This window comes from Isoptericola sp. NPDC057391 (assembly GCF_042668085.1).
Taxonomy (GTDB): Bacteria; Actinomycetota; Actinomycetes; order Actinomycetales; family Cellulomonadaceae; genus Isoptericola.
Genome location: NZ_JBHVBO010000099.1, coordinates 1 through 15,298, shown reverse-complemented (window position 1 = coordinate 15,298; position 15,298 = coordinate 1). Strand labels below are relative to the sequence as shown.

19 protein-coding genes are annotated in these 15,298 nt (G+C 75.0%); 9 read left to right on the top strand and 10 right to left on the bottom strand.

The window, feature by feature from the left end; all coding sequences use genetic code 11:
* Nucleotides 1-92: 92 nt before the first annotated feature.
* From ykgO to rpmB, 5 genes are read right to left on the bottom strand one after another with little or no spacing between them, the layout of a single operon-like run.
* Nucleotides 93-215: a type B 50S ribosomal protein L36 gene (ykgO, locus tag ACFUVW_RS13140; RefSeq protein WP_430571774.1), complete on the bottom strand. Its 123-nt coding sequence runs from the start codon at nt 213-215 to the stop codon at nt 93-95.
* Nucleotides 212-490 carry a type B 50S ribosomal protein L31 gene (locus tag ACFUVW_RS13135; protein WP_430571773.1) on the bottom strand — a complete coding sequence of 93 codons (279 nt, stop codon included), beginning with the start codon at nt 488-490 and terminating at the stop codon, nt 212-214. Before ACFUVW_RS13135 ends, ykgO begins: the two co-directional genes overlap by 4 nt.
* A gap of 14 nt (nt 491-504) precedes the next feature.
* The gene (rpsN, locus tag ACFUVW_RS13130; protein WP_430571772.1) at nt 505-810 is read right to left on the bottom strand and encodes a 30S ribosomal protein S14; all 306 of its coding nucleotides are present in this window, start codon (nt 808-810) and stop codon (nt 505-507) included.
* Nucleotides 810-977 (bottom strand): 50S ribosomal protein L33, encoded by a 168-nt coding sequence (gene rpmG / locus ACFUVW_RS13125; RefSeq protein ID WP_079573907.1) that lies wholly within the window; start codon nt 975-977, stop codon nt 810-812. Before rpmG ends, rpsN begins: the two co-directional genes overlap by 1 nt.
* Complete coding sequence (gene rpmB / locus ACFUVW_RS13120; RefSeq protein ID WP_430571771.1) at nt 977-1,213, bottom strand: 50S ribosomal protein L28; 237 nt, start codon at nt 1,211-1,213, stop codon at nt 977-979. The genes rpmG and rpmB overlap by 1 nt, the downstream gene beginning before the upstream one ends.
* A gap of 100 nt (nt 1,214-1,313) precedes the next feature.
* Here rpmB and ACFUVW_RS13115 point away from each other — a divergent pair, with 100 nt between their 5' ends.
* The 5 genes from ACFUVW_RS13115 to ACFUVW_RS13095 all read left to right on the top strand — a co-directional run bounded on the left by ACFUVW_RS13115 (nt 1,314) and on the right by ACFUVW_RS13095 (nt 6,296).
* Nucleotides 1,314-2,465, top strand: coding sequence for a GTP-binding protein (locus ACFUVW_RS13115; RefSeq protein ID WP_430571770.1), 1,152 nt, complete (start codon nt 1,314-1,316; stop codon nt 2,463-2,465).
* A 107-nt stretch (nt 2,466-2,572) separates the two neighbouring features.
* Entirely contained in the window at nt 2,573-4,396 is a 1,824-nt protein-coding gene (gene nhaA / locus ACFUVW_RS13110; protein WP_430571769.1) for a Na+/H+ antiporter NhaA, read from the top strand.
* 40 nt (nt 4,397-4,436) lie between these two features.
* A complete protein-coding gene (locus ACFUVW_RS13105) occupies nt 4,437-4,943 on the top strand; it encodes a nucleoside deaminase (RefSeq protein ID WP_430571768.1) in 507 nt (168 codons plus the stop codon).
* Between the two features lie 19 nt (nt 4,944-4,962).
* Complete coding sequence (locus ACFUVW_RS13100; RefSeq protein ID WP_430571767.1) at nt 4,963-5,808, top strand: hypothetical protein; 846 nt, start codon at nt 4,963-4,965, stop codon at nt 5,806-5,808.
* A gap of 53 nt (nt 5,809-5,861) precedes the next feature.
* Nucleotides 5,862-6,296: an arsenate reductase ArsC gene (locus ACFUVW_RS13095; RefSeq protein WP_430571766.1), complete on the top strand. Its 435-nt coding sequence runs from the start codon at nt 5,862-5,864 to the stop codon at nt 6,294-6,296.
* 87 nt (nt 6,297-6,383) lie between these two features.
* Here ACFUVW_RS13095 and ACFUVW_RS13090 read toward each other — a convergent pair whose 3' ends face one another.
* Nucleotides 6,384-7,796, bottom strand: coding sequence for an FAD-dependent oxidoreductase (locus ACFUVW_RS13090; RefSeq protein ID WP_430571765.1), 1,413 nt, complete (start codon nt 7,794-7,796; stop codon nt 6,384-6,386).
* A 97-nt stretch (nt 7,797-7,893) separates the two neighbouring features.
* Here ACFUVW_RS13090 and ACFUVW_RS13085 point away from each other — a divergent pair, with 97 nt between their 5' ends.
* A complete protein-coding gene (locus tag ACFUVW_RS13085) occupies nt 7,894-8,289 on the top strand; it encodes an ArsR/SmtB family transcription factor (RefSeq protein WP_430571764.1) in 396 nt (131 codons plus the stop codon).
* Here ACFUVW_RS13085 and ACFUVW_RS13080 read toward each other — a convergent pair.
* Together ACFUVW_RS13080 and ACFUVW_RS13075 are read right to left on the bottom strand one after the other, a co-directional pair.
* Entirely contained in the window at nt 8,258-9,526 is a 1,269-nt protein-coding gene (locus ACFUVW_RS13080; RefSeq protein WP_430571763.1) for an MFS transporter, read from the bottom strand. The two genes, ACFUVW_RS13085 and ACFUVW_RS13080, sit on opposite strands and share 32 nt — an antisense overlap.
* 23 nt (nt 9,527-9,549) lie before the next feature.
* Entirely contained in the window at nt 9,550-10,803 is a 1,254-nt protein-coding gene (locus tag ACFUVW_RS13075; RefSeq protein WP_430571762.1) for an SH3 domain-containing protein, read from the bottom strand.
* 132 nt (nt 10,804-10,935) lie between these two features.
* Between ACFUVW_RS13075 and ACFUVW_RS13070 the strand changes: the two genes are divergently transcribed.
* From ACFUVW_RS13070 to ACFUVW_RS13060, 3 genes are all read left to right on the top strand, one after another.
* Nucleotides 10,936-11,709 (top strand): alpha/beta fold hydrolase, encoded by a 774-nt coding sequence (locus ACFUVW_RS13070; RefSeq protein ID WP_430571761.1) that lies wholly within the window; start codon nt 10,936-10,938, stop codon nt 11,707-11,709.
* A 124-nt stretch (nt 11,710-11,833) separates the two neighbouring features.
* Nucleotides 11,834-12,427, top strand: a complete 594-nt coding sequence (locus ACFUVW_RS13065) for a hypothetical protein (RefSeq protein ID WP_430571760.1) — start codon at nt 11,834-11,836, stop codon at nt 12,425-12,427.
* A gap of 146 nt (nt 12,428-12,573) precedes the next feature.
* The gene (locus ACFUVW_RS13060) at nt 12,574-12,990 is read left to right on the top strand and encodes a VOC family protein (RefSeq protein ID WP_430571759.1); all 417 of its coding nucleotides are present in this window, start codon (nt 12,574-12,576) and stop codon (nt 12,988-12,990) included.
* Between the two features lie 33 nt (nt 12,991-13,023).
* Here the strand turns inward: ACFUVW_RS13060 and glmS are convergent, their stop codons facing one another.
* Nucleotides 13,024-14,874, bottom strand: a complete 1,851-nt coding sequence (glmS, locus tag ACFUVW_RS13055; protein WP_430571758.1) for a glutamine--fructose-6-phosphate transaminase (isomerizing) — start codon at nt 14,872-14,874, stop codon at nt 13,024-13,026.
* A gap of 42 nt (nt 14,875-14,916) precedes the next feature.
* Nucleotides 14,917-15,177 (bottom strand): hypothetical protein, encoded by a 261-nt coding sequence (locus ACFUVW_RS13050; protein WP_430549311.1) that lies wholly within the window; start codon nt 15,175-15,177, stop codon nt 14,917-14,919.
* Nucleotides 15,178-15,298: the final 121 nt, after the last annotated feature.

Genomic DNA, 15,298 nt, shown 5'->3' with positions numbered 1-15,298 from the left:
GAGCGGGCATGACGAAGCCCGCGGCGCGTCGCGCCGCGGGCCCGCCCCCGCCGGCCGCTCTCCCGGGGGTCGGTCGGCTCGGGGAGCCCGGTTCAGCCCTGGCGGGCCTTGAACCGGGGGTTCTGCTTGTTGATGACGAACGTCCGGCCGCGGCGCCGGACGACCTTGGCGCCCGGCAGCTGCTTGAGCGACCTCAGCGAGGCCCGGACCTTCATCGGGCGCTCTGCCCGTAGCGGCGACGGAACTTCTCGACGCGGCCCGCGGTGTCGACGACGCGCGCGGCCCCGGTCCAGAACGGGTGGCTGGCGCTCGAGATCTCGACGTCGACCACGGGATAGGTGTTCCCGTCCTCCCACTCGATCGTGCGGGCAGGTCGGCCCGGCCCGGAGGCGGCGTCCCCCGCCAGCGTGGAACGCGTGAGGAACGCGGTGCCGGCGCTGGTGTCGCGGAAGACGACGGGGCCGTAGGTGGGGTGGATGCTCTGCTTCATGGTGGTGTCTCCTCTCACCAGCTGGACTTGGTGACGCCGGGCAGCTCGCCCCGCAGCGCCAGCTGACGCAGGCGGATGCGGGACAGGCCGAAGCGGCGCAGGTAGCCGCGGGGGCGTCCGTCGACGACGTCGCGGTGGCGCAGGCGGGTGCGGCTCGCGTCACGGGGCTGGCGCTGCAGCTCCATGACGGCCGTGGCCCGCTCCTCGGCCGTGGACGACGGCGAGGCGACGACGCGCTTGAGCTCGGCCCGCCGGGCGGCGTACCGCTCCACGACCTCACGGCGACGCGCGTCGGCGGCGATCTTGGACGTCTTGGCCATCAGCGCTCCTCGCGGAAGTCGACGTGCCGGCGCACGACGGGGTCGTACTTGCGCAGCACGACGCGGTCGGGGTCGTTGCGGCGGTTCTTGCGGGTGACGTAGGTGAAGCCCGTGCCCGCCGTCGAGCGGAGCTTGACGATCGGGCGCAGGTCGGTGCGGGTGGCCATCAGACCTTCTCTCCTCGTGCCTGGATCCTGGCGACCACGACGTCGATGCCGTCGCGGTCGATGGTCTTGATGCCCCGGGCGCTCACCCGCAGCGTGACGGCGCGGCCGAGCGAGGGCACCCAGTAGCGCTTCTTCTGGACGTTGGGGTCCCAGCGGCGCTTCGTCCGCACGTGCGAGTGCGAGATCGCGTGGCCGAACCCCGGGACCGTGCCGAGCACCTGGCAGCGGGCGGACATCGTTACCTCCGTCGTGAGAACGGTTCTCATCAAGGCGCTACAGTGACAGACTTGAGAAGCGTTCTCAAGTGCCGTCTTCCCCAACCCGCCGGAGGTGCCCGTGATTCCCGACCGCCCGCACGCGCCCACCACGCCCGCCGCACCGGCGCTGAGCGTGCTCGTCGCCGTCGACCCCGTGCTGCGCGACGCCGCCGCCGCGAGCCTCACGCTCGGCGCGCCGGACGTCGTGGTGGTGCGCCACGACCTGCTGCCCGACGACGGCGCGCTGCGCCGCGTCGTCGTCGACGCGACCGGCGTCCTGGAGGACGAGACCGTGGCGCTCGAGCACGCGTGCGTGTCGTGCAGCGTGCGCGAGGACGCCGTGCCGACCCTCGCCCGCCTCGCCGACGACGGCCGCTGGACCCACCTCGTGCTCGCGCTGCCGGTCACGGCGGAGCCGCTGCCCGTGGCGCGGGCCCTGGCGGCGCAGGCCGACGCGGGCGGGGCGCTCGGAGGCCTCCGGTTCGCCGCGACCGTCGGCGTCGTCGACCTCGACGCCCTGGAGGCCGACCTCCTCGGCGACGGCCTGGTCGACGAGCGCGGGCTCGCGCTCACCGACGACGACCAGCGGACCGTCGGCGAGGCGCTGGCCGCGCAGCTCGAGCAGGTGGACGTGGTCGTCACGACCGGCGACTCGCCCACGGGCGGCGGGCTCGTCGACCGGCTGCGCGCCGTCGACAGCCACCGCGTCGACGGCCTGCACGACCTCGACCCCGTCGCGCTCGCCGCCCGCTCGCACGCCCCCGCCGCGGCAGAGCGGCGCGCCCACCCCCTCGACGCGCGCGGCGCCCGCCGGCGCGCCAAGGATCCCCGCGACCGGAGCTGGAGCCTGCTGCTGCGCAGCGACCGGCCCTTCCACCCCGAACGCCTGCTCGCGCACGTCGAGGACCTCGGCACCGGCCCGGTCCGCAGCCTCGGCGTCTTCCACGTGCCGAACCGGCCCGACTCCGCGTGCCTCTGGGACGGCGCTGGCGGCGCCCTGTGCGTCGCGGACCTCGGCAGGTGGGACGAGGTCGCGGCCGGGCACCCGCCCGTCACCCGCATCCTCGTGGTGGGCGCGGGCGAGCCGCGCGACGCCCGCGAGGTGCACGACCGCATCCTCGACGCCTTCGGCGAGGCCCTGGCCACGGCCGACGAGGTGGCGGACGGCGGGCTGCGCTGGCTCGGCCGGGAGGACGTCCTGGCCCCCTGGCTGGGAACACGGACCGCCTGAGCGCTGTTCCTCCCCCGCGGGCCACGGTTCCGGTCCCCGCGACCGGGGCGCGGGGTCGTCATAGGCTCCTCGCGGACCCGCACCCACGTCGGACGGGAGGCACCCGCATGGCCGCACGCGCGCTCGCCGAACGGCTGCGCACCGAGTCGGGGGCGGCGCTGCTGCTCGTGGGCGTGACGCTGCTGGCGCTGGTGTGGGCGAACTCGCCGCTGTCCGGCTGGTACGAGCACCTGTGGGAGCTGCCGATCCACGTCGACGTGGGTGACCTGCGCTTCGACATGGACCTGCACCACTGGGTCAACGACGGCCTCATGGTGCTGTTCTTCTTCGTCGTCGGCCTCGAGGTGCGCCAGGAGCTGGCGATCGGGTCGCTGCGCCAGCGCAGCCAGCGCCTGGTGCCGCTCGTGGCGGGCACGCTCGGCGTCGTCGTCCCCGCGCTGGTCTTCCTCGCCGTCGCCGGGCACGCCGACCCGCACGGCTGGGGCGTCGTCGTCGGCACGGACACGGCCTTCCTGCTGGGCGTGCTCGCCCTGGTCGGGCCCGCGATGTCGAGCCAGCTGCGCGTCTTCCTGCTCACGCTGTCCGTGGTGGACGACTTCCTCGCCGTCGGGATCATCGGCGTCGTCTACTCCGAGGACGTGCGGATCACGCCGCTCCTGGTGGCCCTCGCCGCGCTCGGCGTGCTGTGGCTGCTGGGCCGCATGCGGGAGTGGCGCAGCTCCCCGTACGTGCTCGTCGTCGTGGTCCTGTGGGGCGCGACCGTGCAGGCGGGCGTGCACCCGTCGATCGCGGGGATGCTCGCCGGCCTGCTGGTGCCCGCGGTGGCCACCCGGCGCGACGACGTGCTGCAGGCCAAGAGCCTCTTCCGCGACTACTGGCAGTCGCCCAGCGCCAGCGTGGCGCGCAACGCCCGCGTCGGGCTGGCCCGGTCCATCTCGGTCAACCACCGGCTGCACGACGTGCTGCGCGGGCCCGTGTCGCTGGTCGTCGTGCCGCTGTTCGCGCTGGCCAACGCGGGGATCGACCTGCGCGGTGGCGCGCTGGGCGCCGCGCTCGGGTCGGTGATCACGTGGGGCGTCGTGGCGGGGCTGGTCGTGGGCAAGCTCGTGGGCATCGGGCTGGGCACGTGGGGCGCGGTGCGCGCCGGGCTCGGCCGGCTGCCGGACGGCGTGGGCCCGGGCAGCGTGCTCGGCGGCGCGGCCCTGTCCGGCATCGGCTTCACCGTGTCGCTGCTGGTCGTCGACCTCGCGTTCGACGACACGCCCGCGGGGCAGGCCGCGACCGTCGGCATCCTCATCGCGATGGTGGCGTCCACCCTGCTGGGGTGGGCGATCTTCACCGTGGCCCGCGTGCGGTACGGCGAGGCGAGCGCGGACCTGCCGGTCACGCTGACGCCCGCCGTCGACCCCGAGCGCGACCACGCGAAGGGCGACGTCGACGCCGCGCACACCGTCGTCGAGTACCTCGACTTCGAGTGCCCGTTCTGCGCCCGCGCCACCGGGATGGGGGCCGAGCTGCGCGAGCACTTCGGCGACCGCGTGCGGTACGTCGTGCGGCACCTGCCGCTGGAGGACGTGCACCCGCACGCGTACGCGGCCGCCGTCGCCGCCGAGGCCGCGCACCGGCAGGGCAGGTTCTGGGAGATGCACGACGAGCTGTTCGCCCACCAGTCCCGGCTGGAGCCCGAGGACCTGCGCGAGCACGCGTCGGCGATCGGCCTCGACCTCGAGCGCTTCGACGCCGACATGACGGACGAGGCCCTGCACGCCCGGGTCCGCGCGGACGAGGCGAGCGCCGCGGCGTCCGGCGCCCGGGGCACGCCCACGTTCTTCCTCGACGGCGTCCGCCACCGCGGCCCGCACGACGCGCGCACGCTCATCGCCGCGCTCGAGGCGAACGAGGACGACCCGGCGCTCCGGCGCCGGTCCTGACGGAGGGCCGGCGGGCCGAAGAGTGCGAGAGGATAGAAACATGGGATACCAAACTGAGCCCGTGACCGACGCCGACCTGCCGTACCTGCGCCGGTGCGTGGACCTCGCGCGCGAGGCGCTCGACGACGGCGACGAGCCGTTCGGCTCGCTGCTCGTCGACGCGTCCGGCGCGGTGGTGTTCGAGGACCGCAACCGCGTGAAGGACGGCGACCAGACCCGCCACCCCGAGCTCGAGATCGCCCGCTGGGCGGCCGCGCACCTCACGCCCGAGGAACGCGCGGGCGCCACGGCGTACACGTCGGGCGAGCACTGCGCGATGTGCAGCGCGGCGCACGCCTGGGTGGGTCTGGGCCCCATCGTCTACGCGACGAGCACCGCCCAGCTCACCGCGTGGCTGCAGGGGTGGGGCGTGGCCCCCGGCCCCGTGACGCCGCTGCCCGTGGGCGACGTCGCGCCTCGCACCCCCACCCGCGGCCCCGCGCCGGAGCTCGCCGACGAGGTGCGCGGCCTGCACGCAAGACTCCACGGCGTGCACGACCCCGCCTGACGGTGTTTGCCTGGGGAACATGAGCGACTCCCCCACCCCTGCCCCCGGACCGGCCCCCGCGCGCAGCCCCTGGACCTGGCGCGTGATCGTGCTCGCCGTCGTCGTGGTGGTCGCCGTCGTCGTCTGGCTGGTCGTGCGGGACGACGGTGGCGACGGCGCGACGGCCGCGTCGCCGTCGCCCACCGCGACCGCGACGGAGGACGCCTCCGCCTCCCCCGACCCCTCCGCCTCGCCCACGACGACGGGTGCGGCCGGCTGCGCCGAGACCGACGACGGCACGCCGGAGGGCGCCGACACGCACGAGGTCGTCGACGTGGACGGTGACGGCGAGGCGGACACCGCGTGGCTCACCGGGGGCGCCGAACGCCGGTTCGGGATCACGACGGCGTCCGGTGCCACGTTCTCCGCCGCGATCGACTCCGCGAGCCCGCAGCGCGCGTCCGCCGTCGTGAACGTCGTGGCGGCGGGTGACGACACGGCCCCGATCGCCCTCGTCGACACCGGCCGCGAGGTGCTGCTGTTCTCCGCCGCCGACTGCGACCTCGCCTCGACGCAGAACCTCGCGGGCGCGCCCTACACGTTCGACAAGGGCTTCACCGGCCAGGGCACGGGCGTCGGCTGCACGGAGGTCGACGGCGCGCTGCGCCTCGCCGGCCTGAACGCGACGTCGGCCGACGGCAGCTCCTTCACCGTCACGCGCACGTTCGTGGACCTGGACGACGGCGCGCTGGCCGGGTCGAACGGCGACGAGGCGACGGTCGCCACCGGCGCCGGACCCGACGACCCGGTGGTCGTCACGGCGCAGGAGACCAGCTGCGGCGAGATGGTCGTCGGCGAGGACGGGCCGGTCGAGCCGGAGTCCTGAGCGTCGCCCGCCGCCCCCTTGCGTCGCGCATCGACGTCGATCAATATGAGGGCATGCCCGCTCTCCCCGACGACGGCGCCCGGCCGTCCGCCCTGTTCGTCTGCGTGCACAACGCCGGCCGCTCCCAGATGGCCGCGGGCTTCCTGCGCGCCCTGTCGGGCGGCGCCGTCGAGGTGCGGTCCGCCGGCTCCATGCCCGCCGACCGGATCAACCCCGTCGCCGTCGAGGCGATGGCCGAGGCAGGCATCGACATCACCGCCGAGCAGCCCAAGGTGCTCACCACCGAGGCGGTCCAGGCGTCCGACGTCGTCATCACCATGGGCTGCGGCGACGCCTGCCCGATCTTCCCCGGCAAGCGCTACGAGGACTGGGAGCTCGACGACCCCGCCGGCCAGGGCATCGAGGCCGTGCGCCCCATCCGCGACGAGATCCGGCGCCGCGTGCTCGGGCTGCTCGCCTCCCTCGGCGTCGACCCCGTCGCGCACTGACCCGATCCCGAACCCTCTTCCACCAAGCGATCTCTCGCGTCATCCGGTCGGATGACGCGAGAGATCGCTTGCCGGAAGGTCGGTGGGTCAGCTCTCGTCGTCGCCCGAGCGGCCGTGGGCGACGCCGGTGGCGAAGCCGACCCCCGCCGGGGCGCCCACGGCGAGCTCGACGAGCCGTGGCTCGCTCGGCGCCGTCCCGCAGCACGACCCGGACGCCTCGCCGTCGGCCGCCAGCGCCAGGTCGCTGGAGCAGACGCCGGTGGCGGGCAGGTCGAGCTGGACGGCGTCGGCCGCGGCCCGGTCGCCCGCCAGCGCGGCCGCCACGGAGCGCACCTGCTCGTAGCCGGTGGCCAGCAGGAACGTCGGCGCGCGGCCGTAGGACTTCATGCCGACGAGGTAGAAGCCGTCGTCCGGGTGGCTCAGCACCTGCTCGCCGTGCGGGGGCACCGTGCCGCAGGAGTGCTGGTTCGGGTCGATCAGCGGCGCCAGCGCGCTCGGCGCCTCGACGACGGGGTCGAGGTCGAGCCGCACCTCGCGCAGCATCCCGAGGTCGGGGCGGAAACCCGTGGCATTGACGATCGCGTGCACGTCGAGGGCCAGCGGCTCGTCCTTGGCCGTGCCGAGCACCTGGACCGAGTCACCGACCGGCACGAGCTGCTCGATCGAGACGCGCGTCAGCAGGCGCAGGCGGCCGGCGTCGACGGCCTCGCGCAGCCGGGTGCCCAGCAGCCCCCGCGCGGGGAGCTCGTCGTCGGTGCCGCCGCCGAACAGGCGCCGGGCGGACCCGCCGCGGATTGCCCAGGTGATCGTGGTGCCCGGCGTGGACTCGGCCAGCTCCACCAGGCTCAGCAGCGTGTTCGCGGCCGAGTGCCCCATGCCGACGACGAGCGTGTGCCGGCCCGCGAAGCGGTCGCGGTCGGCGCCCAGGACGTCGGGCAGCGGGCCGGTGACGTACGCCGCGGCCTCGGCCTCGCCGGCGGCGGGCAGGCCGCTGACACCGAGGGGGTTCGAGGTGCCGAACGTCCCCGACGCGTCGACCACCGCGCGGGCGAGGACGTCGGTGACGCGACCCGTGGCGTCGACGGTGCGCACGCGGTAGCCGCGCCGCTCCCGTCCGAGCGACCGCGTCTTGTCCGCGCCGTCCCGCGCGACGGCGACCACGCGCGTGCCGGTGCGCAGCCGGGGCGCGAGCTGCGGGGTCGCCGCCAGCGGGGCGAGGTAGCCCTCGACGAGCTCGCGACCGGTCGGCAGGGCCTCCGGGTCGGGCGACGTCCACCCCGTCGGCTCGAGCAGGCGCCGCGCCGCGGCGTCGACGTCGTACCGCCACGGCGAGAACAGGCGCACGTGCCCCCACGACGCGACGGCCGCCCCGGCGCTCCCGCCGGCCTCCAGCACCAGGGGCTCCAGGCCGCGCTCCAGCAGGTGCGCCGCTGCCGCCAGCCCCACCGGGCCCGCGCCGATCACGACCACCGGCAGCTCGGCCCGCACCGTCTCGACCATCTCGTGCTCCTTCGTGTCGGTCCGCTCGTATCGATGAACTTCGATGACTGACGGGGACAACGTATCCATATTCTTCGATGCGTGGCAAGATGGAGGCATGACGACGATCGACCTGCCGCTCACACCCGTGGCCAGCGACGGCGGTTGCTGCGGCACGGCCCCTCCCCCGGTGGACGTCGCCGCGGCGCGCGACCTCGCCCGCACGTTCAAGGCGCTCGCCGACCCGACGCGCGTGCAGCTCCTGTCGATCGTCACCGCGCACGAGGGCCACGAGGCGTGCGTCTGCGACCTCACCGAGCCGGTGGGCCTGGCGCAGCCGACGGTCAGCCACCACCTCAAGATCCTCGTCGAGGCGGGCCTGCTCGAGCGCGAGCAGCGCGGCCGCTGGGCGTACTACCGCGCGGTGCCGGACGCCGTCGCCGGCGTGGCCGACCTCCTGACGTCGCTCGCCCCGTCGCCGCTCACGCCGGCGACGGCGCCGACCGGCGCGTGAGGAACAGCACCGGGATCAGCAGCAGCGACAGCACGCCGCCGCCGAGCGCCAGGGTCGCGTAGCTCGACCCCGCCATCACGACCCCGGACATCGCTCCCCCGCCCGCGCCGGCGAGCGCGATGAGCACGTCGACCGTGCCCTGCGTGCGGGCACGCGTGGCCGGCGTCGTCGCGTCGACGATGAGCGCCGTGCCCGCGATGAGCCCGAAGTTCCACCCCAGCCCGAGCAGCGCGAGCGACAGGACGAGCAGGACCGTCGAGTCGCCCGGCGCGACGGCGCCCGTGACCCCCGCCAGCAGCAGCGTCACGCCCGACGCGACCGCCATCGGCACCCGCCCGACCCTGTCGACCAGCGCGCCGGTGACGAGCGACGGCAGGAACATCGCGGCCACGTGGATGCCGATGACGAGGCCGACGTCGCCCAGGTCGTGGCCGTGCCCGCGCATGTGCACCGGCGTCATGGTCATGATCGCGACCATCGCGATCTGCGTCAGCACCATCACGGTGGCGCCGACGACGACGCCGGACGGCACCCGCCCCTTCGACGCCGCGCCCGCCGGTCCGCCCGCCGCGGCACGCGCGTCGTCCTCGCGCGACAGCTCCTTCGCGACGAGGAACGGGTCGGGCCGCAGGAAGGCGAAGAGCGTGCCGCCGGCGGCGAGGAACGCGACCGCGGCGAGCAGGAACGGGCCGGCGAGGGCGGGCAGCCCGAACGACGTCGCGAGACCGCCGAGCGGCTCCACGAGGTTCGGCCCGGCCACGGCGCCGAGCGTCGTGGACACCATCGCGACGCTGGCCGCCGTCGCGCGCCGGTCCGGGGCGGCGAGGTCGGTGCCGGCGTACCGGGCCTGCAGGTTGGTGGACGTGCCCGCCCCGTACACGAACAGCGACACGAGCAGCAGCGGGACGGCGCCGAGCGCCGCGGCCGCGACCACCCCGACCGCGCCCAGGCCGCCGGCGGCGAAGCCCAGCCCCAGCCCGACGCGGCGGCCGGCGCGCTGCGTGACCCGGCCCACGAGGAACGCCGCCAGGGCGGAGCCGAGCGTGAACAGCATCGTGGGCACGCCGGCGAGGCGGTCGGTGCCGAGCATGTCCTGCGCGAGCAGCGCCCCGACCGTGACGCCCGCCGCCAGCCCCGCGCCGCCGAGCACCTGGCTCGCCACGACGACGGTCAGCGTGCGGCGCTGCAGGGCCGCCACGGCCGTGGGGGTCAGGGTCTCGCGGGGCTCGGGTCTCACGGCGCGAACCTACCCGGTGTGCGTCAGCGGGGCCTGGACGCCGACAGGTAGGCCGTCGAGACGTAGCCCGTGCGGCTGCCGGCCTTCACCTTGACCCAGCCCCTCGACGCGCCCGCCAGGTGCGTCACCTTCGTCCCCTTCGCCAGCCGCGCCAGCACGGCCGACGACGTCGAGGCACGCGACCGCAGGTTCAGCGACGAGACCTTCACGTACGACACCTTCGACGGCGCCGGCGTCGCCGCGCTGCCGCCCGTGGCGGGCTTGCTCGCCGACAGGTACGCCGTCGAGACGTAGCCCGTGCGGCTGCCGGCCTTCACCTTCACCCAGCCCCTCGACGCGCCCGCCAGGTGCGTCACCTTCGTGCCCTTCGCCAACCGCGCCAGCACGGCCGACGACGTCGAGGCACGCGACCGCAGGTTCAGCGACGAGACCTTCACGTACGACACCTTCGGCGAGGCCGCGGGGGGCGTCGACACCGCCGGAGCGCCCGCCGGCCGGCGCGGGCTGACGAGGGACGCCGACACCCACCCGGTGCGCGACCCGTACGTCACCTTCCGCCAGGAGCCCGAGCTCGCGCCCGGCTTCGCGGTGAGCTTCCCCGCCCGCGGCACGACGACGCGCACGGCGCTGCCGGTGGACGGCCCCGTCCGCAGGTTCACGGCGCTGGTGGCGTAGTAGGTGCACGACGACGGGACGCTGCGGGCGGCCACGCGGGTCGCGCCGTTCGCGAGGTTGAGGCCGCGGCCCTTGAGGTACGCGAGCGGGTCGGTGTTCGTCGCGCCCGAGCCGTAGGCGCCGTAGAACATCTCCAGGTGCAGGTGCGGGCCGGTGGCCGTGCCGCTGGAGCCGACGTCGGCGATCCGCTGCCCGGCCCTGACCCTCTGCCCGGCGCGGACGTACCGGTCGCCGTCGATCACGTGCGCGTACAGCGAGGACACGGTGCGGCCGCCGATCGTGTGCCGCACGACGACCCACTGCCCGAACCCGCGGACCGCCCCGGCCCGCAGCACGACGCCGTCCGCGATCGCGTTGACCCGCACCCCGCGCGCGGCGCCCATGTCCTGGCCGAGGTGCCACGTCGACGCCCCCGCGACCGGCATGCAGCGGGGGCCGTAGTACGACGAGAGCGAGTAGGTCCGCGACGGCAGGGGCGAGACGACGCCGCCCGCCGCGTGCGCGGGCTGCGCCGCGACGACGGGCGCGACGGCTGCGGCGAGCGACACGGCGCCCGCCACGAGGACGGCGCCGAGGCGCTGACGAACGGACGAGGTCTTCACGATGCTCCCTGGCGCGGTCCGGTGCGGCCGACGTGCCGGCCGCGGTGCTGCGGGCTCCTATGCCTGGTGGCACGCGGTCAGTCAGCGCGGCCGTCGTGGTCCCTGGGGCGGCGCGGTCCCTAGGGTGGTCGCATGCCGCACGCGATCGCCGCCGACTCCGCCGAGATCGCCTACCAGGTGCGGGGCGACGGTCCCCCGCTGGTGCTGCTGGCGGGGCAGGCGAACTCGCACCGCTGGTGGGACCCGGTGCGCGACGGGCTCGGCGCCGGGCGCCGCACCATCACCCTGGACTGGCGTGGCACGGGGGCGTCCGGCCCGACGGACCGCGAGCTGGGCACCCGGCGACTCGCGGGCGACGTCGCCGCCGTCCTCGACGACCTGCGCGTCGAGCGCGCCGACGTCTACGGCACCTCGATGGGCGGCCGCGTGGCGCAGTGGTTCGCCGTCGACCACCCGCACCGGCTCGGGCGGCTCGTGCTGGGCTGCACGACGCCGGGCGGCGCGCACGCCGTCGAGCGCTCGCTCGAGGTGCGCCGCGCCATGGTGCAGCCCGACCGCCGCGCGGCCCGGCGCGCCCTGCTCGACCTCATGTACACGCCCGGCTGGCTGGCCGCCCACCCCGGGCCGACCACGGTCGAGGGCGACCCGTCGATGACGCCGCAGGCGCGGCGCGACCACCTGCGCGCCAGCGACGGCCACGACGCGTGGGACCACCTGCCGCGGGTGCTGGCGCCCACGCTCGTGCTGCACGGCGCGGACGACGCGCTCGCCCCCGCGGAGAACGCGGACCTGCTCGGGCAGCGGATCCCGGGCGCGCACGTCGAGGTGCTGCCCGGCCTGCGGCACGCGTACTTCCACGAGGGCGAGGCGGTCGCGACGCCGCTGGTGCGCGAGTTCCTCGGGTGATCCCTCCGGTGGACCCCTGAGCCGGCCCTGAGCCCGGCGTCCTCCCCGGGTCGTACGCGCCGCCCGCGAGGTTCCGCTCCGGGGCCGACGACGGCGCCACCTGCGCGTTCGTAGCGTCGAGGACATGACGCAGCACGAGAACCACCACGACCACCACAGCACCCACCGCCCCGCCCGCGCCGACGTCGCGGCCGTCACCACGTCGCCCGTGCGCCGCTACCGCGGCGTCGGCGTGCTGGCCCTCGCCTCCGTCGTCGCCGTCACTACGACGGCGTGCGGCGCGATCACGGAGGCCCTGAACGAGCGCGGCTCCGGCCACACCAAGGCGTTCGCGTACGACAGCGGCGCGGACGGCAAGGCCGACGAGGGGCTGCCCTCCTGGGTGCCCGACGACGCCTCCGGCGTCCGCGGCGTCTTCCGCACCACGGGCGACGAGGTGATCCTCACGATGGACGCCGACGTCACGTCCCTGCCGACCGACTGCACGTCCGTCGACGCCGACCACCCGCTCGTCGCGAAGCCCGCGCGCGGCACCCTCACCGCCGACGACTACCGCACGGACTCCACCCTCAAGGCGAGCTGGTGGACCGCCGGCCAGGAGCAGGACGCCACGCTGCAGTGCGACGGCTGGTGGGTGGGCGCGAAGGACGGCGCCCTGTTCGCGTTCACCCCGGAGCTCAAGGCCGTGCAGATCGAGGACCAGCCCGATCCGGCGTGAGCGCCACCGGCCGGACGAAGTTCACCCGCCCCCGGTCGTCCGGGCGGCGGCGTGGCCGGGGCGACGGACGGATCCTGGAGGGGTCCGGCACCCTCGTGACGGCTCCCCCGCGCGGGGACCGGCGGTCACAAGGGAGTGGAACGGCGATGGTCACGACTCGGCGCGGGTTCTCCAGCTTCTCGGTGGACGACCTCGACGCGGCACACGGCTTCTACGCGGACACCCTCGGGCTCCGCGTCACGACCCTGGACGAGGGCATGGGACTGGTGGTGCACCTGGGCGCGGGCGCCCCCGTGTTCGTGTACCCCAAGGAGGACCACGCGCCCGCGGCGTTCACCGTCTTCCACCTGGCGGTGGACGACGTGGACCCGGTGGTGGACGACCTCGTCGCGAAGGGCGTCACGCTCGAGCGCTACGAGGGCTTCGACCAGGACGAGAAGGGCGTCGCGCGCGGCTTCATGGAGGGCGGCGACGGCGCCTGGTTCACCGACCCGGCGGGCAACGTCATCGGGCTGATGGACGGCGAGGGGGTGCGGCAGCTCCTCGACGAGGTCGGCGGCTGAGCCGCCACCTGCCGCACCTCCCCGCCGCCGGCGTCACTCGACGGTGACGGACTTGGCGAGGTTGCGCGGCCGGTCCACGTCCTCGCCGAGGGCGACGGCCGCGTGGTAGCCGAGCAGCTGGGTGGGGATGGTCAGCAGGATCGGGTCCAGCTCCACCTCGTTGCGCGGCACCTCGATGCGGCGGGTGGCGGCATCGCCGAGCTCGACGCCCGGGTGCGTGATCGCGACGACGGCGCCGCCGCGCGCGCGGATCTCCTGCGCGGCGGTGATGTTGCGCTCCAGCAGGTCGTCGGCGGGCATGATCGCGACCGTCGGCAGCTCCGGGCTGATGAGCGCGAGCGGGCCGTGCTTGAGCTCGCTGGTCGGGTACGCCTCGGCGTGCCGGTAGGTGATCTCCTTGAACTTCTGCGCGCCCTCGCGCGCCACCGGGTAGCCCCGCACGCGGCCGATGAAGAACAGGCTCGGCGCCTCGGAGAGCTCCTTCGCCGCACCGGCGAGCTCCTCCTCGTCGCTGAGGATGCGGGCGATCTGCTCCGGGATCGCCCGCAGCCCGGCGATGATGCGCTTGCCGTCGGCGAACGACAGGTCGCGCACGCGGCCCAGCGCGAGCGCGAGCAGCGCGAACCCGACGCCCATGTGGGTGAGCGCCTTGGTCGACGCGACCGCCACCTCGGGGCCGGCGTGCAGGTAGATGCCGCCGTCCACCTCGCGGGCGATGGACGACCCGACGGCGTTGACGAGCCCGACGACGGTGCCGCCCTTGCGCTGCACCTCGCGGACCGCGAACAGCGTGTCGGCGGTCTCGCCGGACTGGCTGACCACCACGTACAGGGTGGTCGGCTCGATGATGGGGTTGCGGTAGCGGAACTCGCTCGCGGGCTCGGCGTCCGCCGGGATGCGGGCCAGGTCCTCGATCATCGACGCCCCGAGCTGGCCCACGTAGTACGCGGAGCCGCAGCCGAGGATCTTCACGCGGGCGAACCGGCGCAGCGCGCGCGGGTCCAGGTTGAGGCCGTCCAGCTTGGCGGTGCCGAACCGGTCGTCGAGGCGGCCGGACAGCATGCGCTCCACCGTCTCCGGCTGCTCGTGGATCTCCTTGTGCATGAAGTGGGCGTGGCCGCCCAGCTCCAGCTCCTCGACGGTGAGGTCGATGGTGACGGCGTCGCGCGCCGTGTGCTCCTCGTCGTTCGTGAAGGTGCGAAACCCGTCCGCCGTCACGGAGGCGAAGTCGCCGTCGTCGAGCAGCACGACCTGGCTCGTGTGGCGCACGATCGCCGCGGCGTCCGAGGCCACGAACATCTCGCCGTCGCCGACGCCGAGCAGCAGCGGCGAGCCGTTGCGCGCGACGACGATCCGGTCCGGGTTCTGCACGTCGGTCACCGCGAGGGCGTACGTGCCGTCGATCTGCGCGACGGCGGCGCGCACGGCGTCCTCGAAGCCCAGCCCGTTCCCGTCCTGACCGGCGAGCTCGCGCGCCACGAGGTGCGCGACGACCTCGGTGTCCGTGTCGGACGTGAGCTCGACGCCGTCGGCGGTGAGGCGCGAGCGCAGCGCGTGGAAGTTGTCGATGATGCCGTTGTGCACCACGTGCACGCGGCCGTCGTACGACGTGTGCGGGTGGGCGTTGCGCTCGCTCGGCTCGCCGTGCGTCGCCCAGCGCGTGTGGCCGATGCCGACGGTGCCGGCGAGGCGCGCCGGGAGCGCCGCCTCGAGGTCGCGCACGCGGCCCTTGGCCCGCACGACGCGCGACGGGTGTGCGCTGGAACGCGGGTTCAGCACGGCGATGCCGGCCGAGTCGTAGCCGCGGTACTCCAGGCGGGTGAGGCCCTCGACGAGGACGGGTGCTGCCTGCTGGGGGCCGACGTAGCCGACGATTCCGCACATGGGTCTGGTTGCTCCTAGCGATTGCTGGTCGTGACGTGGCGTCTAGCCGTAGATGGTGCGACGGACCTGGCGCTCGCTGAGCTCCGGGGCCGCCACGAGGCGCTCGCGCAGCTCGGCGGCGATCTGGGCGTAGATCTCCTCGTTGCGGCGCCCGTAGGTGCGCAGCGACGCGTGCCGGCGACGGACGTACTCCTCGACCGGTTCGCGGTACCAGGCGAGGACGTCCTCGACGACGCGCTCGGCCTCCGCCGGGGACAGCCCCGTGGAGGTCGCGATGCGGGCGACGAGATCGGCGTCGGTCACCGGGACATCATGCGCCGCTCTTCCCCGACATGCCAGATCCTGCCCGAAATCGGGCAGGATCTGGGCCAGGCACGGTCAGCGCCCCGGGCCCACGGCGGCCGGCTCGCCCGTGAGCAGCTCG